Origin of the sequence: Zoogloea sp. (genome assembly GCF_028693495.1) — a bacterium.
GTDB lineage: Bacteria > Pseudomonadota > Gammaproteobacteria > Burkholderiales > Rhodocyclaceae > Zoogloea.
In genome coordinates, this window is sequence record NZ_JAQUVG010000004.1 from 52840 (window position 1) to 73688 (window position 20849).

The 20849-nt window shown below is 58.8% G+C and carries 34 protein-coding genes and 1 pseudogene; 6 read left to right on the top strand and 29 right to left on the bottom strand.

Annotation, left to right across the window (positions count from 1 at the left end):
* The first annotated feature begins 72 nt into the window (after nucleotides 1-72).
* From PHD22_RS01510 to cysN, 6 genes are read left to right on the top strand one after another with little or no spacing between them, the layout of a single operon-like run.
* On the top strand, nucleotides 73-852 hold the full coding sequence (locus tag PHD22_RS01510) for a sulfite exporter TauE/SafE family protein (RefSeq protein ID WP_299861258.1): 780 nt from the start codon (nucleotides 73-75) through the stop codon (nucleotides 850-852).
* A 30-nt stretch (nucleotides 853-882) separates the two neighbouring features.
* Complete coding sequence (locus PHD22_RS01515; RefSeq protein WP_299861261.1) at nucleotides 883-2565, top strand: nitrite/sulfite reductase; 1683 nt, start codon at nucleotides 883-885, stop codon at nucleotides 2563-2565.
* Nucleotides 2558-3082, top strand: coding sequence for a DUF934 domain-containing protein (locus tag PHD22_RS01520; RefSeq protein WP_299861264.1), 525 nt, complete (start codon nucleotides 2558-2560; stop codon nucleotides 3080-3082). Before PHD22_RS01515 ends, PHD22_RS01520 begins: the two co-directional genes overlap by 8 nt.
* A 16-nt stretch (nucleotides 3083-3098) precedes the next feature.
* On the top strand, nucleotides 3099-3824 hold the full coding sequence (locus tag PHD22_RS01525) for a phosphoadenylyl-sulfate reductase (protein ID WP_299861267.1): 726 nt from the start codon (nucleotides 3099-3101) through the stop codon (nucleotides 3822-3824).
* A 33-nt stretch (nucleotides 3825-3857) separates the two neighbouring features.
* Nucleotides 3858-4793 carry a sulfate adenylyltransferase subunit CysD gene (cysD, locus tag PHD22_RS01530; RefSeq protein WP_299861270.1) on the top strand — a complete coding sequence of 312 codons (936 nt, stop codon included), beginning with the start codon at nucleotides 3858-3860 and terminating at the stop codon, nucleotides 4791-4793.
* Nucleotides 4793-6064 (top strand): sulfate adenylyltransferase subunit CysN, encoded by a 1272-nt coding sequence (cysN, locus tag PHD22_RS01535; RefSeq protein WP_299861273.1) that lies wholly within the window; start codon nucleotides 4793-4795, stop codon nucleotides 6062-6064. The genes cysD and cysN overlap by 1 nt, the downstream gene beginning before the upstream one ends.
* Before the next feature lie 570 nt (nucleotides 6065-6634).
* Here cysN and rplQ read toward each other — a convergent pair.
* From rplQ to tuf, 29 genes and pseudogenes are all read right to left on the bottom strand, one after another.
* Nucleotides 6635-7036, bottom strand: a complete 402-nt coding sequence (rplQ, locus tag PHD22_RS01540) for a 50S ribosomal protein L17 (RefSeq protein ID WP_299861276.1) — start codon at nucleotides 7034-7036, stop codon at nucleotides 6635-6637.
* 26 nt (nucleotides 7037-7062) lie between these two features.
* A complete protein-coding gene (gene rpoA, locus PHD22_RS01545) occupies nucleotides 7063-8043 on the bottom strand; it encodes a DNA-directed RNA polymerase subunit alpha (RefSeq protein ID WP_299861278.1) in 981 nt (326 codons plus the stop codon).
* A gap of 42 nt (nucleotides 8044-8085) precedes the next feature.
* The gene (gene rpsD / locus PHD22_RS01550; protein ID WP_299861280.1) at nucleotides 8086-8715 is read right to left on the bottom strand and encodes a 30S ribosomal protein S4; all 630 of its coding nucleotides are present in this window, start codon (nucleotides 8713-8715) and stop codon (nucleotides 8086-8088) included.
* A 14-nt stretch (nucleotides 8716-8729) separates the two neighbouring features.
* Nucleotides 8730-9119 carry a 30S ribosomal protein S11 gene (gene rpsK, locus PHD22_RS01555; RefSeq protein ID WP_141354281.1) on the bottom strand — a complete coding sequence of 130 codons (390 nt, stop codon included), beginning with the start codon at nucleotides 9117-9119 and terminating at the stop codon, nucleotides 8730-8732.
* Nucleotides 9120-9132: 13 nt separating this feature from the next.
* A complete protein-coding gene (rpsM, locus tag PHD22_RS01560) occupies nucleotides 9133-9495 on the bottom strand; it encodes a 30S ribosomal protein S13 (RefSeq protein WP_299861288.1) in 363 nt (120 codons plus the stop codon).
* Nucleotides 9496-9548: 53 nt separating this feature from the next.
* Entirely contained in the window at nucleotides 9549-9662 is a 114-nt protein-coding gene (rpmJ, locus tag PHD22_RS01565) for a 50S ribosomal protein L36 (protein WP_079432668.1), read from the bottom strand.
* A 152-nt stretch (nucleotides 9663-9814) separates the two neighbouring features.
* Nucleotides 9815-11077 carry a preprotein translocase subunit SecY gene (secY, locus tag PHD22_RS01570; RefSeq protein WP_299861344.1) on the bottom strand — a complete coding sequence of 421 codons (1263 nt, stop codon included), beginning with the start codon at nucleotides 11075-11077 and terminating at the stop codon, nucleotides 9815-9817.
* 71 nt (nucleotides 11078-11148) lie between these two features.
* Nucleotides 11149-11592 carry a 50S ribosomal protein L15 gene (rplO, locus tag PHD22_RS01575; RefSeq protein ID WP_299861293.1) on the bottom strand — a complete coding sequence of 148 codons (444 nt, stop codon included), beginning with the start codon at nucleotides 11590-11592 and terminating at the stop codon, nucleotides 11149-11151.
* The gene (gene rpmD, locus PHD22_RS01580; RefSeq protein WP_299861296.1) at nucleotides 11593-11775 is read right to left on the bottom strand and encodes a 50S ribosomal protein L30; all 183 of its coding nucleotides are present in this window, start codon (nucleotides 11773-11775) and stop codon (nucleotides 11593-11595) included.
* A gap of 3 nt (nucleotides 11776-11778) precedes the next feature.
* The gene (rpsE, locus tag PHD22_RS01585) at nucleotides 11779-12306 is read right to left on the bottom strand and encodes a 30S ribosomal protein S5 (RefSeq protein WP_299861299.1); all 528 of its coding nucleotides are present in this window, start codon (nucleotides 12304-12306) and stop codon (nucleotides 11779-11781) included.
* A 12-nt stretch (nucleotides 12307-12318) separates the two neighbouring features.
* Nucleotides 12319-12672: a 50S ribosomal protein L18 gene (gene rplR, locus PHD22_RS01590; protein ID WP_299861347.1), complete on the bottom strand. Its 354-nt coding sequence runs from the start codon at nucleotides 12670-12672 to the stop codon at nucleotides 12319-12321.
* 12 nt (nucleotides 12673-12684) lie between these two features.
* Entirely contained in the window at nucleotides 12685-13218 is a 534-nt protein-coding gene (rplF, locus tag PHD22_RS01595) for a 50S ribosomal protein L6 (protein WP_299861302.1), read from the bottom strand.
* Nucleotides 13219-13230: 12 nt separating this feature from the next.
* Entirely contained in the window at nucleotides 13231-13626 is a 396-nt protein-coding gene (gene rpsH, locus PHD22_RS01600) for a 30S ribosomal protein S8 (RefSeq protein ID WP_299861304.1), read from the bottom strand.
* Between the two features lie 13 nt (nucleotides 13627-13639).
* Nucleotides 13640-13945: a 30S ribosomal protein S14 gene (gene rpsN / locus PHD22_RS01605; protein ID WP_299861306.1), complete on the bottom strand. Its 306-nt coding sequence runs from the start codon at nucleotides 13943-13945 to the stop codon at nucleotides 13640-13642.
* 7 nt (nucleotides 13946-13952) lie between these two features.
* Entirely contained in the window at nucleotides 13953-14492 is a 540-nt protein-coding gene (gene rplE, locus PHD22_RS01610) for a 50S ribosomal protein L5 (RefSeq protein ID WP_299861309.1), read from the bottom strand.
* A gap of 9 nt (nucleotides 14493-14501) precedes the next feature.
* Nucleotides 14502-14819 carry a 50S ribosomal protein L24 gene (gene rplX / locus PHD22_RS01615; RefSeq protein WP_299861350.1) on the bottom strand — a complete coding sequence of 106 codons (318 nt, stop codon included), beginning with the start codon at nucleotides 14817-14819 and terminating at the stop codon, nucleotides 14502-14504.
* A gap of 6 nt (nucleotides 14820-14825) precedes the next feature.
* Nucleotides 14826-15194, bottom strand: a complete 369-nt coding sequence (rplN, locus tag PHD22_RS01620) for a 50S ribosomal protein L14 (RefSeq protein WP_079432657.1) — start codon at nucleotides 15192-15194, stop codon at nucleotides 14826-14828.
* A 148-nt stretch (nucleotides 15195-15342) separates the two neighbouring features.
* Nucleotides 15343-15612, bottom strand: a complete 270-nt coding sequence (gene rpsQ / locus PHD22_RS01625) for a 30S ribosomal protein S17 (protein ID WP_299861314.1) — start codon at nucleotides 15610-15612, stop codon at nucleotides 15343-15345.
* Nucleotides 15609-15803, bottom strand: a complete 195-nt coding sequence (gene rpmC, locus PHD22_RS01630; RefSeq protein ID WP_299861319.1) for a 50S ribosomal protein L29 — start codon at nucleotides 15801-15803, stop codon at nucleotides 15609-15611. The genes rpsQ and rpmC overlap by 4 nt, the downstream gene beginning before the upstream one ends.
* A 3-nt stretch (nucleotides 15804-15806) precedes the next feature.
* Complete coding sequence (gene rplP, locus PHD22_RS01635; protein ID WP_079432654.1) at nucleotides 15807-16220, bottom strand: 50S ribosomal protein L16; 414 nt, start codon at nucleotides 16218-16220, stop codon at nucleotides 15807-15809.
* Nucleotides 16189-17013, bottom strand: coding sequence for a 30S ribosomal protein S3 (gene rpsC, locus PHD22_RS01640; protein ID WP_299861321.1), 825 nt, complete (start codon nucleotides 17011-17013; stop codon nucleotides 16189-16191). Before rpsC ends, rplP begins: the two co-directional genes overlap by 32 nt.
* A 9-nt stretch (nucleotides 17014-17022) precedes the next feature.
* The gene (rplV, locus tag PHD22_RS01645; RefSeq protein WP_299861323.1) at nucleotides 17023-17352 is read right to left on the bottom strand and encodes a 50S ribosomal protein L22; all 330 of its coding nucleotides are present in this window, start codon (nucleotides 17350-17352) and stop codon (nucleotides 17023-17025) included.
* A gap of 12 nt (nucleotides 17353-17364) precedes the next feature.
* Nucleotides 17365-17640 (bottom strand): 30S ribosomal protein S19, encoded by a 276-nt coding sequence (rpsS, locus tag PHD22_RS01650; protein WP_011767136.1) that lies wholly within the window; start codon nucleotides 17638-17640, stop codon nucleotides 17365-17367.
* A gap of 10 nt (nucleotides 17641-17650) precedes the next feature.
* On the bottom strand, nucleotides 17651-18478 hold the full coding sequence (rplB, locus tag PHD22_RS01655; RefSeq protein WP_299861332.1) for a 50S ribosomal protein L2: 828 nt from the start codon (nucleotides 18476-18478) through the stop codon (nucleotides 17651-17653).
* 5 nt (nucleotides 18479-18483) lie between these two features.
* Nucleotides 18484-18789: a 50S ribosomal protein L23 gene (rplW, locus tag PHD22_RS01660; protein WP_299861335.1), complete on the bottom strand. Its 306-nt coding sequence runs from the start codon at nucleotides 18787-18789 to the stop codon at nucleotides 18484-18486.
* The gene (rplD, locus tag PHD22_RS01665) at nucleotides 18786-19406 is read right to left on the bottom strand and encodes a 50S ribosomal protein L4 (protein ID WP_299861337.1); all 621 of its coding nucleotides are present in this window, start codon (nucleotides 19404-19406) and stop codon (nucleotides 18786-18788) included. Before rplD ends, rplW begins: the two co-directional genes overlap by 4 nt.
* Before the next feature lie 11 nt (nucleotides 19407-19417).
* Nucleotides 19418-20062: a 50S ribosomal protein L3 gene (gene rplC, locus PHD22_RS01670; RefSeq protein ID WP_299861340.1), complete on the bottom strand. Its 645-nt coding sequence runs from the start codon at nucleotides 20060-20062 to the stop codon at nucleotides 19418-19420.
* A 118-nt stretch (nucleotides 20063-20180) separates the two neighbouring features.
* Nucleotides 20181-20492, bottom strand: coding sequence for a 30S ribosomal protein S10 (gene rpsJ, locus PHD22_RS01675; RefSeq protein ID WP_079432648.1), 312 nt, complete (start codon nucleotides 20490-20492; stop codon nucleotides 20181-20183).
* A 55-nt stretch (nucleotides 20493-20547) separates the two neighbouring features.
* Nucleotides 20548-20849: pseudogene (gene tuf, locus PHD22_RS01680) on the bottom strand (elongation factor Tu); the annotation flags it as partial.

Below are 20849 nucleotides of genomic sequence, written 5' to 3' on the forward strand. Positions count from 1 at the left end.
TTTAACCCAGGCGAGCTTCTTCAATCTATCTGCTCGGTTTACGATGCGCAGCACACGTCATCAGGATCCTCCATGGACATCGCGTATACCGTTGCAGGCTTTTCCGTCGGCGCCATCGTCGGCCTCACTGGCGTTGGAGGCGGATCGCTGATGACACCCTTGCTGGTACTGATGTTTGGCATCAGCCCTTCCGTCGCGGTGGGAACAGATCTGCTCTACGCCGCAATCACCAAAGCCGGGGGCACCCTGGCCCACGGCCTCAAGGGCACCGTCGACTGGGCCGTGACCCGCCGCCTCGCCTCGGGTAGTATCCCGGCCGCGGCATTGACCCTTGTGGTACTCGGACAATTCGCCCCTGGGGGAATCGACGGGGCAACCGGCCTGATCAAGTTTTCACTCGGCATTGCACTGCTGCTGACAGCGGTGGCAATCATCTTCCGCAGGCAGATTCAGGACTTTGCCCTGAAACGCAGCGGTGGAGTGGAAAACCCCCGACGTACCGCGTTGCTGACCGTTGCCACGGGAGCCATCCTGGGCGTGCTGGTGACGATATCGTCAGTGGGTGCTGGCGCCCTGGGGGTGAGTGCCTTGTTCTTCCTGTACCCCCGTCTGCCCACCCTGCGTATCGTTGGCAGTGACATTGCCCACGCGGTGCCCCTGACCCTGGTGGCTGGCATTGGCCACTGGTTCCTCGGCAGCGTGGATTGGTCCCTGCTGGGCAGCCTGCTCATCGGCTCCCTTCCCGGGATCTGGCTGGGCAGCCATATTTCCACCCGGGTCCCCGACCGGGTGCTGCGTCCGATTCTGGCAACCATGCTGGTGTTGGTAGGCAGCAAGCTGATCGCGGCCTGACCGGCCCCTGAGAACTACCAGGAAAGACCCATGTACCGTTACGACTCCTACGACCAGAAAATTGTCGACGAACGCGTCGCCCAGTTCCGGGACCAGACCCGCCGCTACCTGGCCGGTGAGCTGACCGACGACGAATTCCGCCCACTGCGCCTGCAAAATGGCCTGTACATCCAGCGCCATGCACCCATGCTGCGGGTCGCCGTGCCTTACGGCCTGCTGTCCACCCGTCAGGTACGGAAACTGGCCCACATTGCCCGTAGCTACGACAAGGGCTACACCCACATCACCACGCGCCAGAATTTCCAGTTCAACTGGCCATCCCTGGAGGCAGTTCCGGAGATCCTGGCTGAACTGGCCAGCGTGGAGATGCATGCCATTCAGACTTCCGGTGCGTGCATCCGCAATATCACCTCCGATCCCTTCGCCGGGGTTGCGGGGGATGAATACATCGATCCCCGGCCCTGGTGCGAGGTGCTCCGGCAGTGGAGCACCTTCCACCCGGAATTCGCCTTCCTGCCCCGCAAGTTCAAGATTGCCGTGAATGGCGCCCGTCAGGATCGCGCCGTCATCCAGTGCCACGACATCGGTCTGGAACTGAAGCGCAACGAGGCCGGCGAAATCGGCTTCCGGGTGCTGGTGGGCGGCGGCATGGGCCGCACCCCGATCATCGGCGAGGAGATTTCCGACTTCGTGCCCTGGCAGCACATCATCACCTACAACGAAGCCATCCTGCGGGTCTACAACCGCCACGGACGACGGGACAACCTGTACAAAGCGCGGATCAAGATCCTGGTCAAGGCACTCGGCATCGCCGAGTTCAAGCGGCAGGTGGAGGCGGAATGGGCCTTTACCCGCGGCGGCCCCAGCACCCTGACCGAGGCAGAAGTCACACGGGTGGGAGCCCACTTCACCACACCCGCTTACGCCTCCCTGCCTTCAGAGGATGCCGGCTACGCCCAACAGCGGGCAGCCAACGCCGCCTTTGCCGCCTGGACCAAACGCAACGTACTGGCCCACAAGGTGCCGGGCTATGCCATCGTGGTGGTGTCCCTCAAGGATCCCAAGCGCGCCCCCGGCGACGTGACCGACAGCCAGCTGGAACGGGTGGCCGACCTGGCCGACGCCTACAGCTTTGGCGAAATCCGTGCCACCCATGAGCAGAACCTGGTGCTGGCCGACGTGAAGCAGTCGGACCTCTTCGCGGTCTGGGAACAGCTCCGCAGCGCCAACCTGGCCACCCCCACCTTTGGCCTGCTGACCGACATCATCTGCTGCCCCGGCGGCGATTTCTGCTCCCTGGCCAACGCCAAGTCCATCCCCATCGCCAACGCCATCCAGGCCCGCTTCGAGGATCTGGACTACCTCTACGACATCGGGGACATCGAGCTCAACATCTCCGGCTGCATGAACTCCTGCGGCCACCACCATGTAGGCCACATCGGCATCCTGGGTGTGGATAAGAACGGAGAGGAGTGGTATCAGGTCAGCCTCGGCGGCAGCCAGGGCAACCAGACCAGCATCGGCAAGGTCATCGGTCGCTCATTCGCGGCCCACGAAATGCCTGACGTCATCAGCAAGATCATCACCGTCTACCAGGCTGAACGCCAGGAAGGCGAGCGCTTCATCGAAACTGTCCGCCGGACTGGCCTGGATCCCTTCAAGCTCGGCGTATACGGAGAAGCTGCAGTCAAGGAAAGGAAGCAGAATGCCTAAGCTCATCAAGAACGGCCAGCTGGTCGACGACAACGCCCAGGTCCTCATCCTGGACGAGACCCAGGCACCCGAGGAGCTTTCGCTGCCGGAAGGTCCGGTGTTCGTTCCCTTCGCCGTCTGGCAAGCCCACAAGGGTCAGCTCTCGGGCCGCCCTGGCCTGGGCGTATGGCTGGACAGCCATGAGGATGTGGCCGAGCTGGCAGAGGATCTGGGCGAGATCTCCGGTGTCGCCCTCAACTTCCCCAAGTTCACCGATGGCCGGTCTTACTCCGCAGCAGCCCTGCTGCGCACGCGCTACGGCTTCAAGGGCGAAATCCGCGCCATCGGCGATGTGCTGCGTGATCAGTTCTTCTTTATGCAGCGCTGCGGTTTCGACACCATTCAACCCAAGGCTGGCAAGTATTCGGACGCGCAGCTGGAAGCGGCACTGGCGAGCCTGCAGGATTTTTCCACCCCCTACCAGGCCGCGGTGGACCAGCCCGCCCCCCTGTTCCGGCGCGCCCAGCGCGCGGCCTGACAAGGAGCGCTGATCCATGCATCCCAGCCAGAATCCCAAGCTAGACGACCCGACGCTGATTGCCAGCCTGGAAGCCAAAGTCGCCCAGCTCAAGGCCGATCTTGCCGCCTGGGCCGCCGAGCTGCCGGCCATCACCATGGCCAACAGCCTCGGCGCCGAGGACATGGTCCTCACCGACGTGATCTGCACCAGCCGCCTGCCCATCGAGGTCTTCTCCCTCGACACCGGCCGCCTGCCCCTGGAAACCTATGACCTGATGGCCAGGGTCCAGCAGCACTACGGCCTCAAGCTCAAGTTCTACTACCCCAAGCATGAGGCCATAGAGCGCTTTACCCGGGAAAACGGCATCAACGCGTTCTACGACAGCGTCGAGCTCCGCAAGGCGTGCTGCCACGCCCGCAAGGTGGAACCCCTGGGACGGGCACTGCAGGGCAAGCAGGCCTGGATCACCGGTTTGCGTGCCCAGCAATCCACCACCCGCACAGACCTGCCCAAGCGCGAGCTCGACCAGGGCAACGGCCTCGTCAAGTTCAACCCCCTGGCGGACTGGACGGAAAAGGAAGTCTGGGCCTACATCCGTCTTCACCAGATACCCTACAACGCCCTGCACGACAAGTTTTACCCCAGCATCGGCTGCGCCCCCTGCACCCGTCCGGTTTCCATCGGCGAGGACGTACGCGCCGGACGCTGGTGGTGGGAAAATCCCGAGACCAAGGAATGCGGCCTGCACGTCAAGAAGTGACGGGCGCCCAGAACAACGAAAACGAGTAAAGCAATGTCGACGCTCACCAAGCAAACCCTGAGCCACCTGGACTGGCTCGAATCGGAAGCCATCCACATCATGCGTGAAGTGGCCGGCCAGTGCAGCAATCCAGTGCTGCTGTTCTCCGGCGGCAAGGATTCCATCTGCATGCTGCGGATCGCTGAAAAAGCCTTCCGCCCAGGCAAGTTTCCGTTTCCCCTGATGCACATCGACACCGGTCACAACTACAAGGAAGTGGTCGAGTTCCGTGACAAGCGCGCAACGGAGCTGGGTGAACGCCTGATCGTCCGCTCGGTGGAAGATTCCATGAAGCGCGGCACCGTGGTGCTCAAGCATGAGAACGAGTCCCGCAACAAGCACCAGTCGGTGACCCTGCTGGAAGCCATCGAGGAATTCGGTTTCGATGCCTGTATCGGCGGCGCCCGCCGGGACGAAGAAAAAGCCCGCGCCAAGGAGCGGATCATGAGCTTCCGCGACGAGTTCGGCCAATGGGACCCGAAGAACCAGCGCCCTGAGCTGTGGAACCTCTACAACGCCCGCAGCCACAAGGGTGAAAACATCCGCGCCTTCCCGATCAGCAACTGGACCGAGATGGACGTGTGGCAGTACATCGAGCGTGAAGGCCTTGAGCTGCCCTCCATCTACTTCGCCCACACCCGTCCGGTGGTCATGCGGCAAGGCGCCATCGTGCCAGTCAATGTGCCCTTGATGAGCGGCGAGCTGACCAACCTGCCGAAGGCCGGCGAGGAGATCATCGACCTGCAGGTCCGTTTCCGGACCGTGGGCGACATCTCATGCACCGCGCCCGTCGAGTCGGACGCCGACACCGTGGAGAAGATCGTCATAGAGACAGCGACCACCACCATCACCGAGCGCGGCGCGACTCGTCTGGATGACCAGACCAGCGACGCCTCCATGGAACAACGCAAGAAAGAAGGTTACTTCTGATGACCGCCCAAGTTGAAGACCACGGCCTGCTGCGCTTCCTCACCTGCGGCTCCGTGGATGACGGCAAGAGCACCCTGATCGGCCGCCTGCTGTTCGACACCAAGACCATCCTGGCCGACACCCTGACGGCCATTGAACGCACCTCCAGCAAGCGCGGCCTGACCGCCGTGGATCTGTCCCTGCTCACGGATGGCCTGCAGGCGGAGCGCGAGCAGGGCATCACCATTGACGTGGCCTATCGCTATTTCTCGACCGGCACCCGCAAGTACATCATCGCCGACGCACCGGGCCACGAGCAGTACACCCGCAACATGGTCACTGCGGCCTCCACCGCCAACCTCGCCATCATCCTGATTGACGCACGCAAGGGCGTGCTCACCCAGACCCGCCGCCACAGCTATCTGGCCAAGCTGGTGGGCATTCCCCACGTGGTGGTCGCTGTCAACAAGATGGACCTCGTCGATTACGATCAGGCCACCTACGAACGGATCGTGGCCGAATACCAGGCTTTTGCCGAGCAGATCGGCCTCGACGACGTACGCTTCATTCCCTTGTCGGCCCTCGTCGGCGACATGATTGTGGATCGGGGCGAGCGCCTGGACTGGTACCAGGGCCCAACCCTGATCGACATCCTCGAAGCAGCCCCCGCCGCCCACACCGAGAAGGCTGAAAGCTTCCGCTTTCCGGTTCAGTATGTGTGCCGCCCACAGGCCTCCGACAACCCCGAACTGCATGATTACCGCGGCTTCATGGGGCGAGTCGAGTCCGGCGAGATCAAGGTGGGGGACAGCGTCACCGTGCTGCCCAACGGGCGCACCAGCAAGATCAAGGACATCCAGCTCTACGGACAGTCCATCGGCAAGGCCATCCACGAACAGTCTGTGACGGTGCTTCTGGAAGACGAAATCGACATCTCCCGGGGTGACATGATCGTCAACAGCGATGAGGTGCCCGTGCAGTCCAAGCAGGTAGACGCCATGGTCTGCTGGCTGTCCGAAACCCCGCTATCGCCGGCCCGGACCTACTGGCTGCGCCACACAACCCGGGAAGTGAAGGCCAAAGTGGCAAGCATTTCCCACCGGGTGGACATCAATTCCCTGGCCAATGAGAGCGCTGCCACCCTGGCGATGAACGACATCGCCAGAGTCACCCTCAAGCTGGCCCAACCTATTTTTGCCGACAACTACGAGGCTTCACGCGCCACTGGCGCCTTCATCCTGATCGACGAATCCACCAACAACACGGTGGGCGCTGGCATGATCGCCAGCTGAAAAGGGCCTGCAGCAAGGCACGGTCAAGGTCATCGAGCCTTGCTGCGGATCACCCTGACACCGGGCATTTCAAACACATTCGTGAGGCTGCTCGAGCCGTTCAAGCGCTCACGACCCTCCGCTCAATCGGGATAAGAGCAGTCAGATTATCTGACCACCCCCTCCCGCCCCCCCATGCGGGTCCGTACCGGGCGCTTGGAATGGTTGAGGCAGTCCGCAGGCAAATCCTAGGGCACACCCCTGGTTACGCCAGTTCCAGTTGGGCAAGGTTGATTGCCTGGCTCCCGGAGCATTGAGGGTGGATACATGCGAGCTTTGGGTTAATGAACATCTGAGACTCCCCGCTCTCGACAACTCGGGTGCTCCACCTCCCATTCCTTCAGCCCTTCACCCCAAGATGGCCACCCACCACTGTGGCCTCTGCATGAGTTCTCTATCCACTTCACTTCGTCGCTGTGACCAACCTGCAGCCGGCCTTACACCCGGAGGAAGGCGCCCATACTGGGCGCGCACCAAAGCAAGAAGCCGGCTTACGCCGGCTTCTTGAAATACATTTTCAGTACCACTCGATCAGGCAGCGACCTGCTCGGTATCCTGGGCAGCTACTTCACCTTCGGGGCGATCCAGAAGTTCAACGAACGCCATCGGAGCATTGTCGCCATCACGGAAACCGCACTTCAGGATGCGCAGGTATCCACCGTTGCGGGTGGAGAAACGCTGACCCAGCTCGTCAAAAATCTTGACGACCATCTCGCGATCGCGGAGACGGTCAAAGGCAAGACGACGATTCGCCAGGCTCGGCTTCTTGCCGAGGGTGATCAAGGGCTCAACCACTTTGCGAAGCTCCTTGGCTTTGGGCAGCGTGGTCTTGATGACCTCGTGCCTCAGCAGGGAGTTCGCCATGTTGCGCAACATCGCCTGACGGTGCGCGCTGGTGCGGTTGAGCTTGCGAAGACCATTACGGTGACGCATTTGTTATTACCTCTTCTTCGTTACGCTCAACCGAGCTTTTCCAGCCCGGCCGGCGGCCAGTTTTCAAGTTTCATGCCCAGCGTGAGACCACGCGAGGCGAGGACTTCCTTGATCTCGTTCAGCGACTTCCGGCCCAGATTCGGGGTCTTGAGCAATTCGGTCTCGGTGCGCTGGATCAGATCACCGATGTAATAGATGTTCTCGGCCTTGAGACAATTCGCAGAACGAACAGTCAGCTCGAGATCATCAACCGGACGCAGCAGGATCGGATCAATTGCCGGGGCCTTGGGCGCTTCAACCGCCGTAGGCGTACCTTCCAGATCGGCAAACACGGACAACTGGTCCATCAGAACCCGTGCCGCAAAACGGACTGCTTCCTCAGGATCCACTGCACCGTTGGTCTCGATGTCGAGAACCAGCCTGTCCAGATCAGTACGCTGCTCCACACGGGCGCTCTCAACAGCATAGCTGACGCGACGAACCGGACTGAACGAAGCATCCAGTACAACGCGGCCAATGGTCTTGGTTTCGCCAGCAGCAGGACGCTGGTTGCCAGGAACGTAACCACGTCCCTGCTCAACCTTCACCTGCAGGTCAAGCTTACCGCCAGGCGCGAGGTGAGCAATCACATGGTCCGGATTGATCACTTCAACGTCGTGAGGCACCTCGATGTCGGCTGCAGTGACCACACCCTCACCGGACTTGGCAAGGGACAGCGTGACTTCGTTGCGACCATGCACCTTGAGGACGACGCCCTTCAGGTTCAGCAGCAGGTCGACAACGTCTTCCCGCACACCATCCAGCGTCGAGTACTCATGCAGTACGCCCTCGATCGACACCTCGGTCGGCGCGTAGCCCGGCAGCGACGACAGCAGAATCCGGCGGAGTGCATTGCCAAGGGTATGACCGAAGCCGCGTTCAAACGGCTCCATGGTCACACGGGCATGCACCGGCGAAACGTTCTGCACCTCGATGATGCGCGGTTTCAGCAGAGCATTACTTTGCATCGACAATCCTTCTATAGAGCCGCGCCAGAGGCGCGACCGCCATTAACGCGAATACAGTTCGACGACCAGACCTTCATTCAGGGTCGGGGGCAGTTCCGCGCGCTGCGGATAAGCCTTGAACGTACCCTTGCCGGACTTGATATCCACCGCCAGCCACTCGGGGAAGCCCCGGGCCTCGGCAGCCTCAAGGGCAGCCTTGACACGCAGCTGGTTGCGAGCGGTATCGGTCAGGGTGATCTCATCACCCGGACGAACGGTATAGGAAGGGATGTTCACGCGCTTGCCGTTAACCAGTACGCCGTTGTGACGGACAACCTGGCGAGCTTCGGCACGGGAAGCACCAAAACCCATACGGTAAGCAACTGCATCCAGACGGCCTTCGAGGAGCTGGAGCAGGTTTTCACCCGTCTGGCCCTTGCGGCGATCAGCTTCAGCGTAAGTCTTGCGGAACTGACGCTCGAGAACACCATAGACACGACGGATCTTCTGCTTTTCACGCAGCTGAACGCCATAACCGGACAAACGCTGGCCAGACTTCTGGCCGTGCTGACCAGGAGCGTAAGACCGGCGCTCAATCGCGCACTTGTCAGTAAAGCATTTTTCGCCCTTCAGAAAGAGCTTCTCACCCTCGCGGCGGCACTGACGGCACTTGGGGTCAAGATTACGAGCCACTGTTCAACTCCTTGTCAGATACGACGCTTCTTCGGCGGACGGCAGCCGTTGTGCGGAATCGGGGTGATATCGGTGATCGTGGTGATCTTGATACCCAGCGCGTTCAGCGCCCGAACACTGGACTCACGACCAGGACCAGGGCCCTTGACGCGAACTTCCAGATTCTTGATGCCGCACTCGACGGCCACCTTGCCAGCCGCTTCAGCAGCGACCTGGGCAGCAAACGGGGTGCTCTTGCGGGAGCCCTTGAAGCCGGCGCCACCGGAGGTAGCCCACGACAGCGCGTTGCCCTGGCGATCGGTGATCGTGATGATCGTGTTATTGAAGGAAGCATGAACGTGAGCGATGCCCTCGGCCACGTTCTTCTTGATCTTCTTGCGAACCTTCGCAGCAGTCTTTGCCATGTTTTATCCCTGATTACTTCTTGCCGGCGATCGCCTTGCGCGGCCCCTTGCGGGTGCGGGCGTTCGTACGAGTACGCTGGCCACGAAGGGGCAAACCACGGCGATGGCGGACCCCGCGATAGCACCCCAGATCCATGAGGCGCTTGATACTCATCGTCACTTCACGACGCAGATCACCTTCAACGGTGAACTTCGCGACTTCGTCGCGCAGTCGTTCCATGTCGGATTCGGTCAGATCCTTGATCTTTGTAGAGCGGGCCACAGTGGCCGCATCACAGATCTGTTGCGCACGAGTGCGTCCGATACCGAAAATCGCAGTAAGAGCGATTTCCGTGTGCTTATGATTGGGAATGTTTACCCCTGCAATGCGGGCCATGCGTTCACCCCAGAATGCTAAACATTAAATTATAAAGAATGCGGGTGACCGCATCAACCCTGGCGCTGCTTATGACGCGGATCGGTACAGATCACACGCACAACACCCTTGCGACGGACAATTTTGCAGTTCCTGCAAAGCCGCTTGACCGATGCTTGAACTCTCATTTCTTGCTCCTAACAACTATTCTGTTATTTCGCTCGGAAAACGATCCGGGCTCCACTCAAATTCCACGGCGTCACAACCTTCAAGCTTGTTACCAGGAAGATTCTCGGTGACCTGAACCAGCATCACGACGCCACCTTCCTTCGACAGGAGCTTATTTGAGCGGAACCCGCGAGCCCTTGAAGTTAGCCTTCTTCAACAGGCTTTCGTACTGGTGGGACATGATGTAGGCCTGAACCTGGGACATGAAGTCCATCGTCACCACCACGATGATCAACAAGGATGTCCCGCCGAAATAGAACGGCACGTTCCATTTCAGGATCAGAAACTCAGGAAGCAGGCAGACCAGGGTGATATACACCGCACCCGCCAGCGTAAGGCGCATCAAAATCTTGTCGATGTAACGCGCCGTCTGCTCGCCAGGCCGTATGCCCGGCACGAAAGCACCACTCTTCTTCAGATTGTCAGCGGTCTCCTTGGCATTGAAGACAAGGGCCGTATAGAAGAAGCAGAAGAAAACAATCGCTGCAGCATAGAGAATCACGTAAATCGGCTGCCCCGGCGCGAGCGTCGATCCAAGATCCTTGAGCCAGGTCATGCTCTCCGATGAACCAAACCACTGGGCCAGGGTCGCCGGAAAAAGAATGATGCTGGACGCAAAAATCGGAGGAATCACTCCAGCCATGTTGAGCTTCAGCGGCAAATGAGAACTCTGTCCGCCAAAGATCTTGTTGCCGACCTGACGCTTCGCATAGTTGACCAGGATCTTGCGCTGACCACGTTCGACAAAAACCACTACAGCCGTAACCGCCACCACCAGAATGCAGATTACCAGTGAAGTGAAGGGGTGCATTGCGCCCGTCCTCACCAGCTCGAACAAGCCACCGAGTGAACTCGGAAGACCCGCAGCAATACCTGCAAAGATGATGATCGAGATCCCGTTGCCGAGTCCCCGTTCAGTAATCTGCTCACCCAGCCACATCAAAAACATTGTGCCGGTGACCAGAGTAGAAACAGTGACAAAGCGGAACATCAGCCCCGGATCAAGCACCAGACCTTGCTGCGACTCCAGTGCCACAGCGATCCCGAGGCCCTGGAAAAGGGCCAGAGCGAGCGTGCCATAACGGGTGTACTGCGTGATCTTGCGACGTCCGGCCTCGCCCTCCTTCTTCAATGCTTCTAGTTGCGGTGAAGCAACTGTCAGCAACTGCATGATGATCGATGCCGAAATGTACGGCATGATCCCCAACGCGAAGATGGTGAAACGAGACAGCGCACCACCCGAGAAAAGGTTGAACACCCCGAGGATGCCGCCCTTCTGGCTCTTGAACAGATCCGCAAGGGCTACAGGGTCGATACCCGGCACCGGGATGTGAGCACCAATTCGATAAACAATCAGTGCTCCCAGCAGGAACATCAAGCGACGCTTGAGATCCCCAAACTTCCCAGGTGCCGCCAGCGCGGACGGTTGATTGGCCACGCTGAACCTTACTCGGCAGAGTCGACTACGGAACCGCCAGCAGCCTCAATGGCAGCCTTGGCGCCCTTGGTCACACCAACACCACGAACAGTGACCTTGCGGGTAATTTCGCCGGACAGGATGATCTTGGCAGCCAGTGCGTCTGCAGCGACAACACCAGCCTGCTGAAGGGTCAGCAGATCGATCTCATCCACGGGCAGTGCTTGAATCTCGGACAGGCGCACTTCGCCGATGCGGGCACGGGTCAGGGACACAAAACCACGCTTCGGCAGACGACGCTGCATGGGCATTTGACCGCCCTCAAAGCCAACTTTGTGGAAACCACCGGTACGGGATTTTTGACCCTTGTGACCGCGACCAGCAGTTTTGCCGAGACCGCTGCCGATACCACGACCGACTCGCTTGGCAGCGTGCTTGGAGCCCGCTGCGGGTTTGATGGCATTCAGGCGCATTTAAGCCTCACACTTAACGAGGTAGGCGACCTTGGTAATCATGCCCCGCACTGCAGGAGTATCCTGCAACTCAACCGTGTGGTTGAGACGACGGAGCCCAAGACCGCGCACAGTTGCACGATGGGACTGCTTGGTGCCGATAACGCTCTTGACGAGCGTGACCTTCAGTTTCTTGTCGGACATGGCTTACCCCTGGATCTCTTCGACCGTCTTGCCACGCTTGGCAGCAATCACGGACGGAGCATTGGTGGCCAGAAGACCATTCAACGTGGCACGCACCACGTTATACGGATTCGTGGAGCCGATGGACTTGGCGATGATGTCAGTCACGCCCATCACCTCGAACACCGCACGCATCGCACCACCGGCAATGATGCCGGTACCCTGGGGAGCCGGTTGCATCAGGACCGAGGACGCTCCGTGCTTACCAATGACGGAGTGATGCAGAGTACCGTTTCTCAGGGAGACCTTTGCCATCTTGCGGCGGGCCTCTTCCATCGCCTTCTGTACGGCAACCGGCACTTCGCGGGACTTGCCCTTGCCCATGCCAATACCGCCGTCACCATCGCCAACCACGGTCAGCGCAGCGAAACCGAGAATACGGCCACCTTTCACAACCTTGGTGACGCGATTGATGGAGACCATCTTTTCGCGCATGCCATCGTCGCGCTCCTCGGAGGCCTGCACTTTTTTATTACCTTGCTGCTTAGCCATGCTAAACCTCGCTTAGAACTTCAGTCCGCCTTCGCGGGCGGCATCGGCAAGCGCCTTGACGCGGCCGTGATACTGGAAACCGGAACGATCGAAGGCAACAGCCTCGATACCGGCAGCCTTGGCACGCTCGGCGATCAGCTTGCCCACCACCACAGCGGCAGCCTTGTTGCCGCCGTTGGACACCTGGGCGCGCACATCGGCCTCGACGGTCGAAGCAGCAGCCAGAACCTTGGAACCACAGCCGGCAATGATCTGCGCGTAGATGTGGGTATTGGAACGGAACACGGACAGACGGACTGCCTTCATTTCCGCAATCTTGGCACGGGTTTTCCGTGCACGGCGCAAACGCGTTTCCTTCTTGGTGATCATGATCCGCCCTTACTTCTTCTTGGTTTCTTTCAAGGTCACCACTTCGTCGGAGTAACGAACACCCTTGCCCTTGTAAGGCTCAGGAGCGCGATACGCACGAACTTCAGCAGCAACCTTGCCGACGACCTGCTTGTCGACACCCTTGATGACGATCTCGGTCTGCGACGGAGTCTCCACCTTGACACCGACCGGCATCTGGTGCACAACCGGATGGGAGAAGCCAAGGGAGAGATTGAGCTTGTCACCCTGGGCTTGGGCACGATAACCCACGCCAACCAGGTTCAGCTTGCGCTCAAAACCCTTGGAAACGCCTACAACCATGTTGTTGAGGAGAGCACGCATGGTGCCAGACATCGCCTTTGCATTGACCGCACCATCAATGGCGGAACACTGCACGGCATCGCCTTCACGCTCAACCTTGACCGACGGATGAACCGCCTGGGTCAATGATCCGAGCGGGCCCTTGACAACAATCTGGCCGCCACCAATAGTGACATCCACACCGGCCGGAACGGCCACAGGATTCTTGGCTACACGGGACATATCAACCTCCCCTTAAGCCACAAGGCACAGCACTTCGCCGCCAAGACGGCCAGCGCGTGCAGCACGATCAGTCATCACGCCCTTCGGCGTGGACACAATTGCCACACCCAGGCCGTTCATAACCCGGGGCAGGTCATCGCTACCCTTGTAAACGCGCAGGCCAGGACGGCTCACACGCTCAATGCGCTCGATAACCGGGCGACCGGCGTAATACTTCAGGGACAGGACCAGTTCGGCCTTGCCGGAAGCATCGTTGACGGCGAAGTCATCAATATAACCTTCGCTCTTCAGAACTTTGGCGATGGCAATCTTCAGCTTGGAAGAAGGCATCACGACAGAGCCCTTTTGCGCCTGCTGAGCGTTACGAATACGCGTCAGCATATCGGCGATCGGATCAGACATGCTCATATCTATCGACCCCTTACCAGCTTGCCTTGGTCATGCCGGGCACCTCACCGCGGAAAGCAACTTCGCGCAGTTTGTTCCGGCACAGACCGAATTTACGGAAAACACCACGCGGACGACCAGTCTGCTCGCAGCGGTTACGCTGGCGGCAGGGACTGGAGTTGCGCGGAAGTTGCTGCAACTTCAGACGCGCAACCATGCGCTCTTCTTCAGTCAGCTTGGCGTTGTTGATCTGCTCGTTCAGAGCTGCGCGCTTGGCCGCATATTTTGCAACCGCTTTGGCGCGCTTCTGTTCGCGTTGGATCAGAGACAGTTTCGCCATATCACCCTCAGTTCTTGAAAGGGAACTTGAACGCGGCGAGCAGCGCGCGCGCCTCGTCGTCCGTCTTGGCAGTCGTCGTGATGCTGATATTCATCCCACGCAGAGCATCGATCTTGTCGTACTCGATTTCAGGGAAGATGATCTGCTCTTTGACGCCCAGATTGTAGTTGCCGCGGCCATCGAAACCCTTGCCGGCAATCCCGCGAAAGTCGCGGATTCGCGGCATTGCGATCGTAACCAGGCGATCGAGGAACTCGTACATGCGAGGCCCGCGAAGAGTCACCATGCAGCCGATCGGATAACCGTCACGAATCTTGAAACCCGCGATGGATTTCTTCGCCTTGGTGGTTACCGGCTTCTGACCAGCAATCTTCTGAAGATCGCCAACAGCGTTATCCAGGATTTTCTTATCGCCAACAGCCTCACCCACACCCATGTTCAAGGTGATCTTGGTGATGCGGGGCACTTCCATGACCGACTTGTAGCCGAACTTCGTAAGAAGCTCAGGCGAAACGGTCTCTTTATAGAATTCTTGCAGGCGCGCCATAACTACCCCTTACGCATCCACTACTTCGCCATTGGACTTGAAGACGCGGACCTTGCGGCCATCCTCAAGAACCTTGAAGCCGACGCGATCAGCCTTCTGAGTGGCCGCATTGAAGAGCGCCACATTAGAAGTATCGATCGGCATTTCCTTTTCAACGATACCGCCAATCTGGCCCTTCATCGGGTTCGGGCGCACATGCTTCTTGACACGGTTGATACCCTCAACCAAGACAGCGCCTTCCAGAATACGCAGAACGGTACCGCGCTTACCCTTGTCCTTGCCCGTAAGGACGGCAACTTCGTCGCCTTTGCGAATCTTATTCACAATAACCCCTTAGAGAACTTCAGGCGCCAGGGAGACGATCTTCATGAACTTCTCGGTACGCAACTCACGCGTAACCGGCCCGAAGATGCGCGTACCAATAGGCTCGCCCTTGTTGTTAAGCAGGACCGCAGCATTGCGGTCGAACTTGATAAGCGAGCCATCCGGACGACGAACACCCTTGGCAGTGCGAACCACCACGGCGCTATAAACGTCGCCCTTCTTGACACGACCACGAGGGGCCGCATCTTTAATACTCACCTTGATGATGTCACCAACTCCGGCATAGCGACGTTTTGAGCCGCCAAGCACCTTGATGCACATCACGTGACGCGCGCCGGTATTATCGGCCACGTCAAGCATCGTTTGCATTTGGATCATTTAAACTCTCCAACTTGGATCGCGGGAAGCGACCAGTTTTGGATCCCGTTCGGGTTGATTGGACTTGCACGGAACCGTGCAAGAGCAAAGACAGCAATAATAATGGCTTGCCAATCTCTTGGCAAGCCATTTGTGCAACAAGTCCTAGTTAAACCGGCACAACCGATTCAAGAACCTTGGTAACACGCCAGGTTTTGGTCTTGGAGATCGGACGGGTCTCTTCGATTTCGACGAGATCGCCCTCTTTCGCAACACCCGCTTCAACATGCGCGTGGTACTTGGCAGTCCTGGTGATGACCTTGCCGTAAAGCGGATGCTTCACACGGCGCTCCACCAGGACAGTGACCGTGTTGGTCATCTTGTCGCTGACAACACGACCGACTTCAACACGCTTGACCTTTTTAACTTGATCGTTCATTTGACACCCGCCTTCTCACGAAGAATGGTCTTCACCCGGGCAATGTCCTTGCGAACCTGGCCAAGCTGGGACGTATTGCCCAGCTGCTGGGTGGCGAGCTGCATGCGAAGGCTGAATTGAGCCTTCAGCAGTTCGAGCAGTTCAGCATTGAGTTGGCTGGCGTCTTTCGCCCGCAATTCAGAAGCTTTCATGTTTTACCCCACCATCCGGACAACGAAGACGGTCTCGATGGGGAGCTTGGCAGCTGCCAGGCGAAACGCCTCGCGAGCCAGAGCTTCATCAACACCATCCATCTCATAGAGAACCTTGCCGGGCTGGATTTCAGCAACCCAGTACTCCGGGCTGCCCTTACCGTTACCCATACGCACTTCCGCAGGCTTCTGGGAAATCGGCTTATCCGGGAAGACACGGATCCAGATACGACCACCCCGCTTGATATGACGGGTCATGGCACGACGGGCAGATTCGATCTGGCGAGCAGTCAGACGACCACGCCCAACCGCCTTCAGACCGTACTCGCCAAAGCTAACCTTGGCACCGCGGGTGGCGAGACCCTTATTGCGGCCCTTCTGCTCCTTACGATACTTCCTTCTCGACGGCTGCAGCATCATTCACTCCTGCTTCTTTCTTGATCCGTTTTGCACCATCAGCCTGATCGCCACCATTGCGGCGTGCGGGCCGCTTGGCACCCGGCTTGCTGTCGGCACCCTCATTGCGACGACGGCCACGGCGGGCATCGCCCTCGTTCTCCGTCGCAGCGGGCTGCTCGTTACGGGCGAGAGCCTCACCCTTGTAAACCCACACCTTGATGCCGATGACACCATAGGTGGTGTGCGCTTCAGAGACGCCGTAATCGATGTCAGCGCGCAGGGTGTGCAGGGGCACACGACCTTCACGATACCATTCGGTACGTGCAATTTCAGCGCCGTTGAGACGACCAGAGCTCATGATCTTGATACCCTGAGCGCCCAGACGCATCGCGTTCTGCATCGCGCGTTTCATGGCGCGACGGAACATGATCCGCTTGACGAGCTGCTGGGAGATCGAGTCAGCAATCAGCTGGGCATCGGTTTCGGGCTTGCGGACTTCTTCGATGTTCACATGGACGGGAACGCCCATGATCCCTTGAAGATCAGCCTTCAGCTTCTCGATGTCCTCACCCTTCTTGCCGATCACAACACCCGGACGGGCGCTGAAAACGGTGATGCGGGCATTCTTTGCAGGACGCTCGATGACAACACGGCTCACGGAGGCGTGGGCAAGCTTCTTCTTGAGATGCGCGCGAACCTTGAGGTCCTCGTTGAGCATCGTGGAGAAGTCGCTACCAGCAGCAAACCAGCGAGAGCCCCAGTTACGCGTGACCGCCAGGCGAAAGCCAGTCGGATGGATTTTCTGTCCCATGGGTTCTCCTTACTCTCCGACAGTCACGTAAATGTGGCAGGTCGGCTTGCTGATGCGGTTGCCACGGCCCTTAGCACGGGCGGTGAAGCGCTTCAGCGTCATGCCCTGCTCGACGTAGATCGTCTTGACACGCAGAGCGTCAATATCGGCGCCATCGTTGTGCTCGGCATTGGCAATGGCCGACTCGACAACCTTCTTGATGATTTTCGCGCCCTTCTTGGGCGAGAAAGCCAGGATGTTGAGAGCCTGTTCCACGGACTTGCCGCGGATCAGATCCGCCACGAGACGGCCTTTTTGTTCCGACAGGCGAACGCCGCGGAGAGTGGCTTTGGTTTCCATTGTCATCTCTCCTTAGCGCTTGGCTTTCTTGCTGGCAGCGTGACCCTTGAACGTACGGGTCAGCGCAAATTCGCCGAGCTTGTGACCAACCATGTTTTCAGAAACGTATACCGGAATGTGCTGGCGACCATTATGTACAGCAATCGTCAGACCCACGAAATCCGGCAGAACGGTAGAACGACGCGACCAGGTCTTGATCGGGCGCTTGTCGTTGGAAGCCCGCGCGGCGTCCACCTTTTTGAGCAGGTGAGCGTCGATGAAGGGGCCCTTCTTGATAGAACGTGCCATGTCTTACCTCTTATCGCTTGTGCCGACGCTGGACAATCATGGAGTCGGTGCGCTTGACGCTACGGGTACGATAACCCTTGGTCGGCTGACCCCACGGACTGACCGGCACGCGGCCTTCGCCAGTACGGCCTTCACCACCACCGTGCGGGTGATCGATCGGGTTCATCGCCACGCCGCGGACGGTCGGGCGGATACCACGCCAACGGTTTGCACCAGCTTTACCGATTTTGCGCAGGCTGTGCTCTTCGTTGCCCACTTCACCAATGGTGGCGCGGCATTCGATATGAACACGGCGAATCTCGCCGGAGCGGAGACGAACCTGCGCGTAAGTGCCTTCACGCGCCAGCAACTGGACAGAAGTACCTGCCGCACGAGCCAGCTGAGCACCCTTACCGGGGATCATCTCAACGCAGTGAAGGGTGGTACCCACCGGAATGTTACGGATCGGCAGCGCATTGCCCGATTTGATGGGTGCCTCCGAACCGCTGACCACGGACTGACCGACAACCATGCCCTTGGGCGCAATGATGTAACGCCGCTCACCGTCCGCATAGCACAGCAGAGCGATGTTTGCGGACCGGTTGGGGTCATACTCAAGCCGCTCGACCTTGGCGACGATGCCGTCCTTGTTGCGACGAAAATCGACGACACGGTAATGCTGCTTGTGACCACCACCCTTATGACGGGTAGTGATGTGGCCATTGTTGTTGCGGCCGGCAGTGCTGAACTGCTTTTCAAGCAGCGGAGCATAGGGCGCGCCCTTGTGCAGGCCGGCGTTGACAACCTTGACAACGGCACGGCGGCCGGCGGAGGTCGGTTTGACTTTAACGAGTGCCATAGTGCTTACTCCCCGGCCGCAAAGTTGATTTCCTGACCCGGCTTGAGGCAGACAAATGCCTTTTTCCAGCCCTTGCGACGGCCAGTGATCTTGCCGAAACGCTTTTCCTTGCCTTTGACGTTGGCAACCTGAACAGCCTTAACTTCAACCTTGAAGAGCAGTTCTACGGCAGCCTTGATTTCAGGCTTGGTCGCATCACTCGCAACACGGAAAATCACCTGCTCGTTTTTTTCAGCGATGTAGGTAGCCTTCTCCGAGATTTGAGGAGCGAGCAGCACCTGCATCAGACGCTCTTGCTTGAATGCGCTCATTGCCACATCTCCTCCATCTTGGCGACGGCACCCTTCGTGACGAGCACGTTAGGGAAGCGCACCAGGGAAACCGGATCTGCCTCACTCACCTCGAGAACCAACACATTCGGAAGGTTGCGGGAGGACAGGTAAAGGTTCTCATCGAACGAATCGGTGATCACCAGGACGGACTCAAGCCCCATCCCCTTGAGCTTCTGGGCAAGCAGCTTGGTCTTCGGAGCCTCAAGAGAAAAGCCTTCGACCACCGACAAGCGACCATCACGAGCGAGTTGCGAAAGAATCGCAGCAACACCAGCCCGGTACATCTTGCGGTTAACTTTCTGCGAAAAATTCTCGTCCGGCTTGTTCGGGAAGGCGCGACCGCCCCCACGCCAGATCGGACTCGAACCCATACCGGAACGAGCACGACCGGTACCCTTCTGACGCCACGGCTTGTGGGTGGTATGGGCAACCTCGTCACGACCTTTCTGGGCACGATTGCCAGAGCGCGCATTGGCCATGTAGGCAACGACAACCTGGTGAATCAAGGCTTCGTTGTAGTCACGACCGAACAGCGAATCGGACGCCTGCAGGGTTGCAGACGGCTGACCCTGTTCATTCAACAGCTTCAGTTCCATCACGCCTCCCGTTACTTGCCAGCCTTGACAGCGGGACGCACGATCACGTCAGCACCGTCATGACCAGGCACGCCGCCCTTGATCAACAAAAGACCACGCTCAACATCAACGCGGACCACTTCAAGGTTCTGCACGGTGCACTTGGCGGCACCGAGATGGCCGGTCATGCGCTTGCCGGGAAAAACACGACCCGGATCCTGCGCCATACCGATAGAACCCGGAACGTTGTGGCTACGGGAGTTACCGTGCGTCTGACGACCAGAAGCGAAGTTGTGACGCTTGATGGTGCCGGCATAGCCCTTACCAATCGAGACACCACTCACATCCACCTTCTGACCAACAGCAAAGATATCCACACCAACAACATCACCCGCCTTGAGCTGAGTGACATTGTCGGCGTCGATGCGGAATTCCTTGAAAACGTGACCCGCCTCGACACCCGCCTTGGCAAGGTGGCCAGCTGCCGCCTTGTTAACGCGACTTGCACGCCGAACACCGAAGGTCACCTGGACGGCCGTATAGCCATCCGCTTCAGCCGATTTGATCTGGGTCACACGGTTGTTGGACACATCCAGCACAGTCACCGGAATGGAAGCACCATCCTCGGCAAAAATGCGAGTCATGCCCACCTTGCGCCCGACAAGGCCTAGACTCATTTTATTCTCCTTACCCTGGTTGCGATTGACCAGGACCGATTGTCATTACAAAACTGCGCCAAAAAGCGCAAGGGCCGGATTATACCGGCCCCAACGCCTTTAGCGCAATAGTTTTGAGTTACTGCAGCTTGATTTCCACATCAACACCCGCCGGCAGATCCAGCTTCATCAATGCGTCTACCGTTTTGTCCGTCGGATCAACGATATCCATCAAGCGCAGATGGGTACGGATCTCGAATTGGTCACGGGAAGTCTTGTTGACGTGCGGGGAACGCAGCAAGTCAAAACGCTCGATACGGGTCGGCAACGGTACGGGACCGCGAACGACCGCTCCTGTGCGCTTGGCGGTATCCACAATCTCAAGGGCGGACTGATCGATCAGCTTGTAGTCAAAAGCCTTGAGACGAATACGGATTTTCTGGTTTTGCATTTTTATTCCCAAAGAGCAGATGGCGCGGCATCCCATATGCCGCGCCCGACAAAAATTACTCGACGATCTTGGCGACCACGCCGGCGCCGACGGTACGACCACCTTCACGGATGGCGAAACGCAGACCCTCTTCCATGGCGATCGGAGCGATCAGCTTGACCGTCATGGCGATATTGTCGCCCGGCATGACCATCTCGGTGCCTTCCGGCAGGGAGATCGAACCGGTCACGTCCGTCGTACGGAAGTAGAACTGGGGACGGTAGTTGTTGAAGAACGGGGTATGACGACCACCCTCTTCCTTCGACAGCACATACACCTCACCAGTGAAATGGGTATGCGGCTTGATGGAACCCGGCT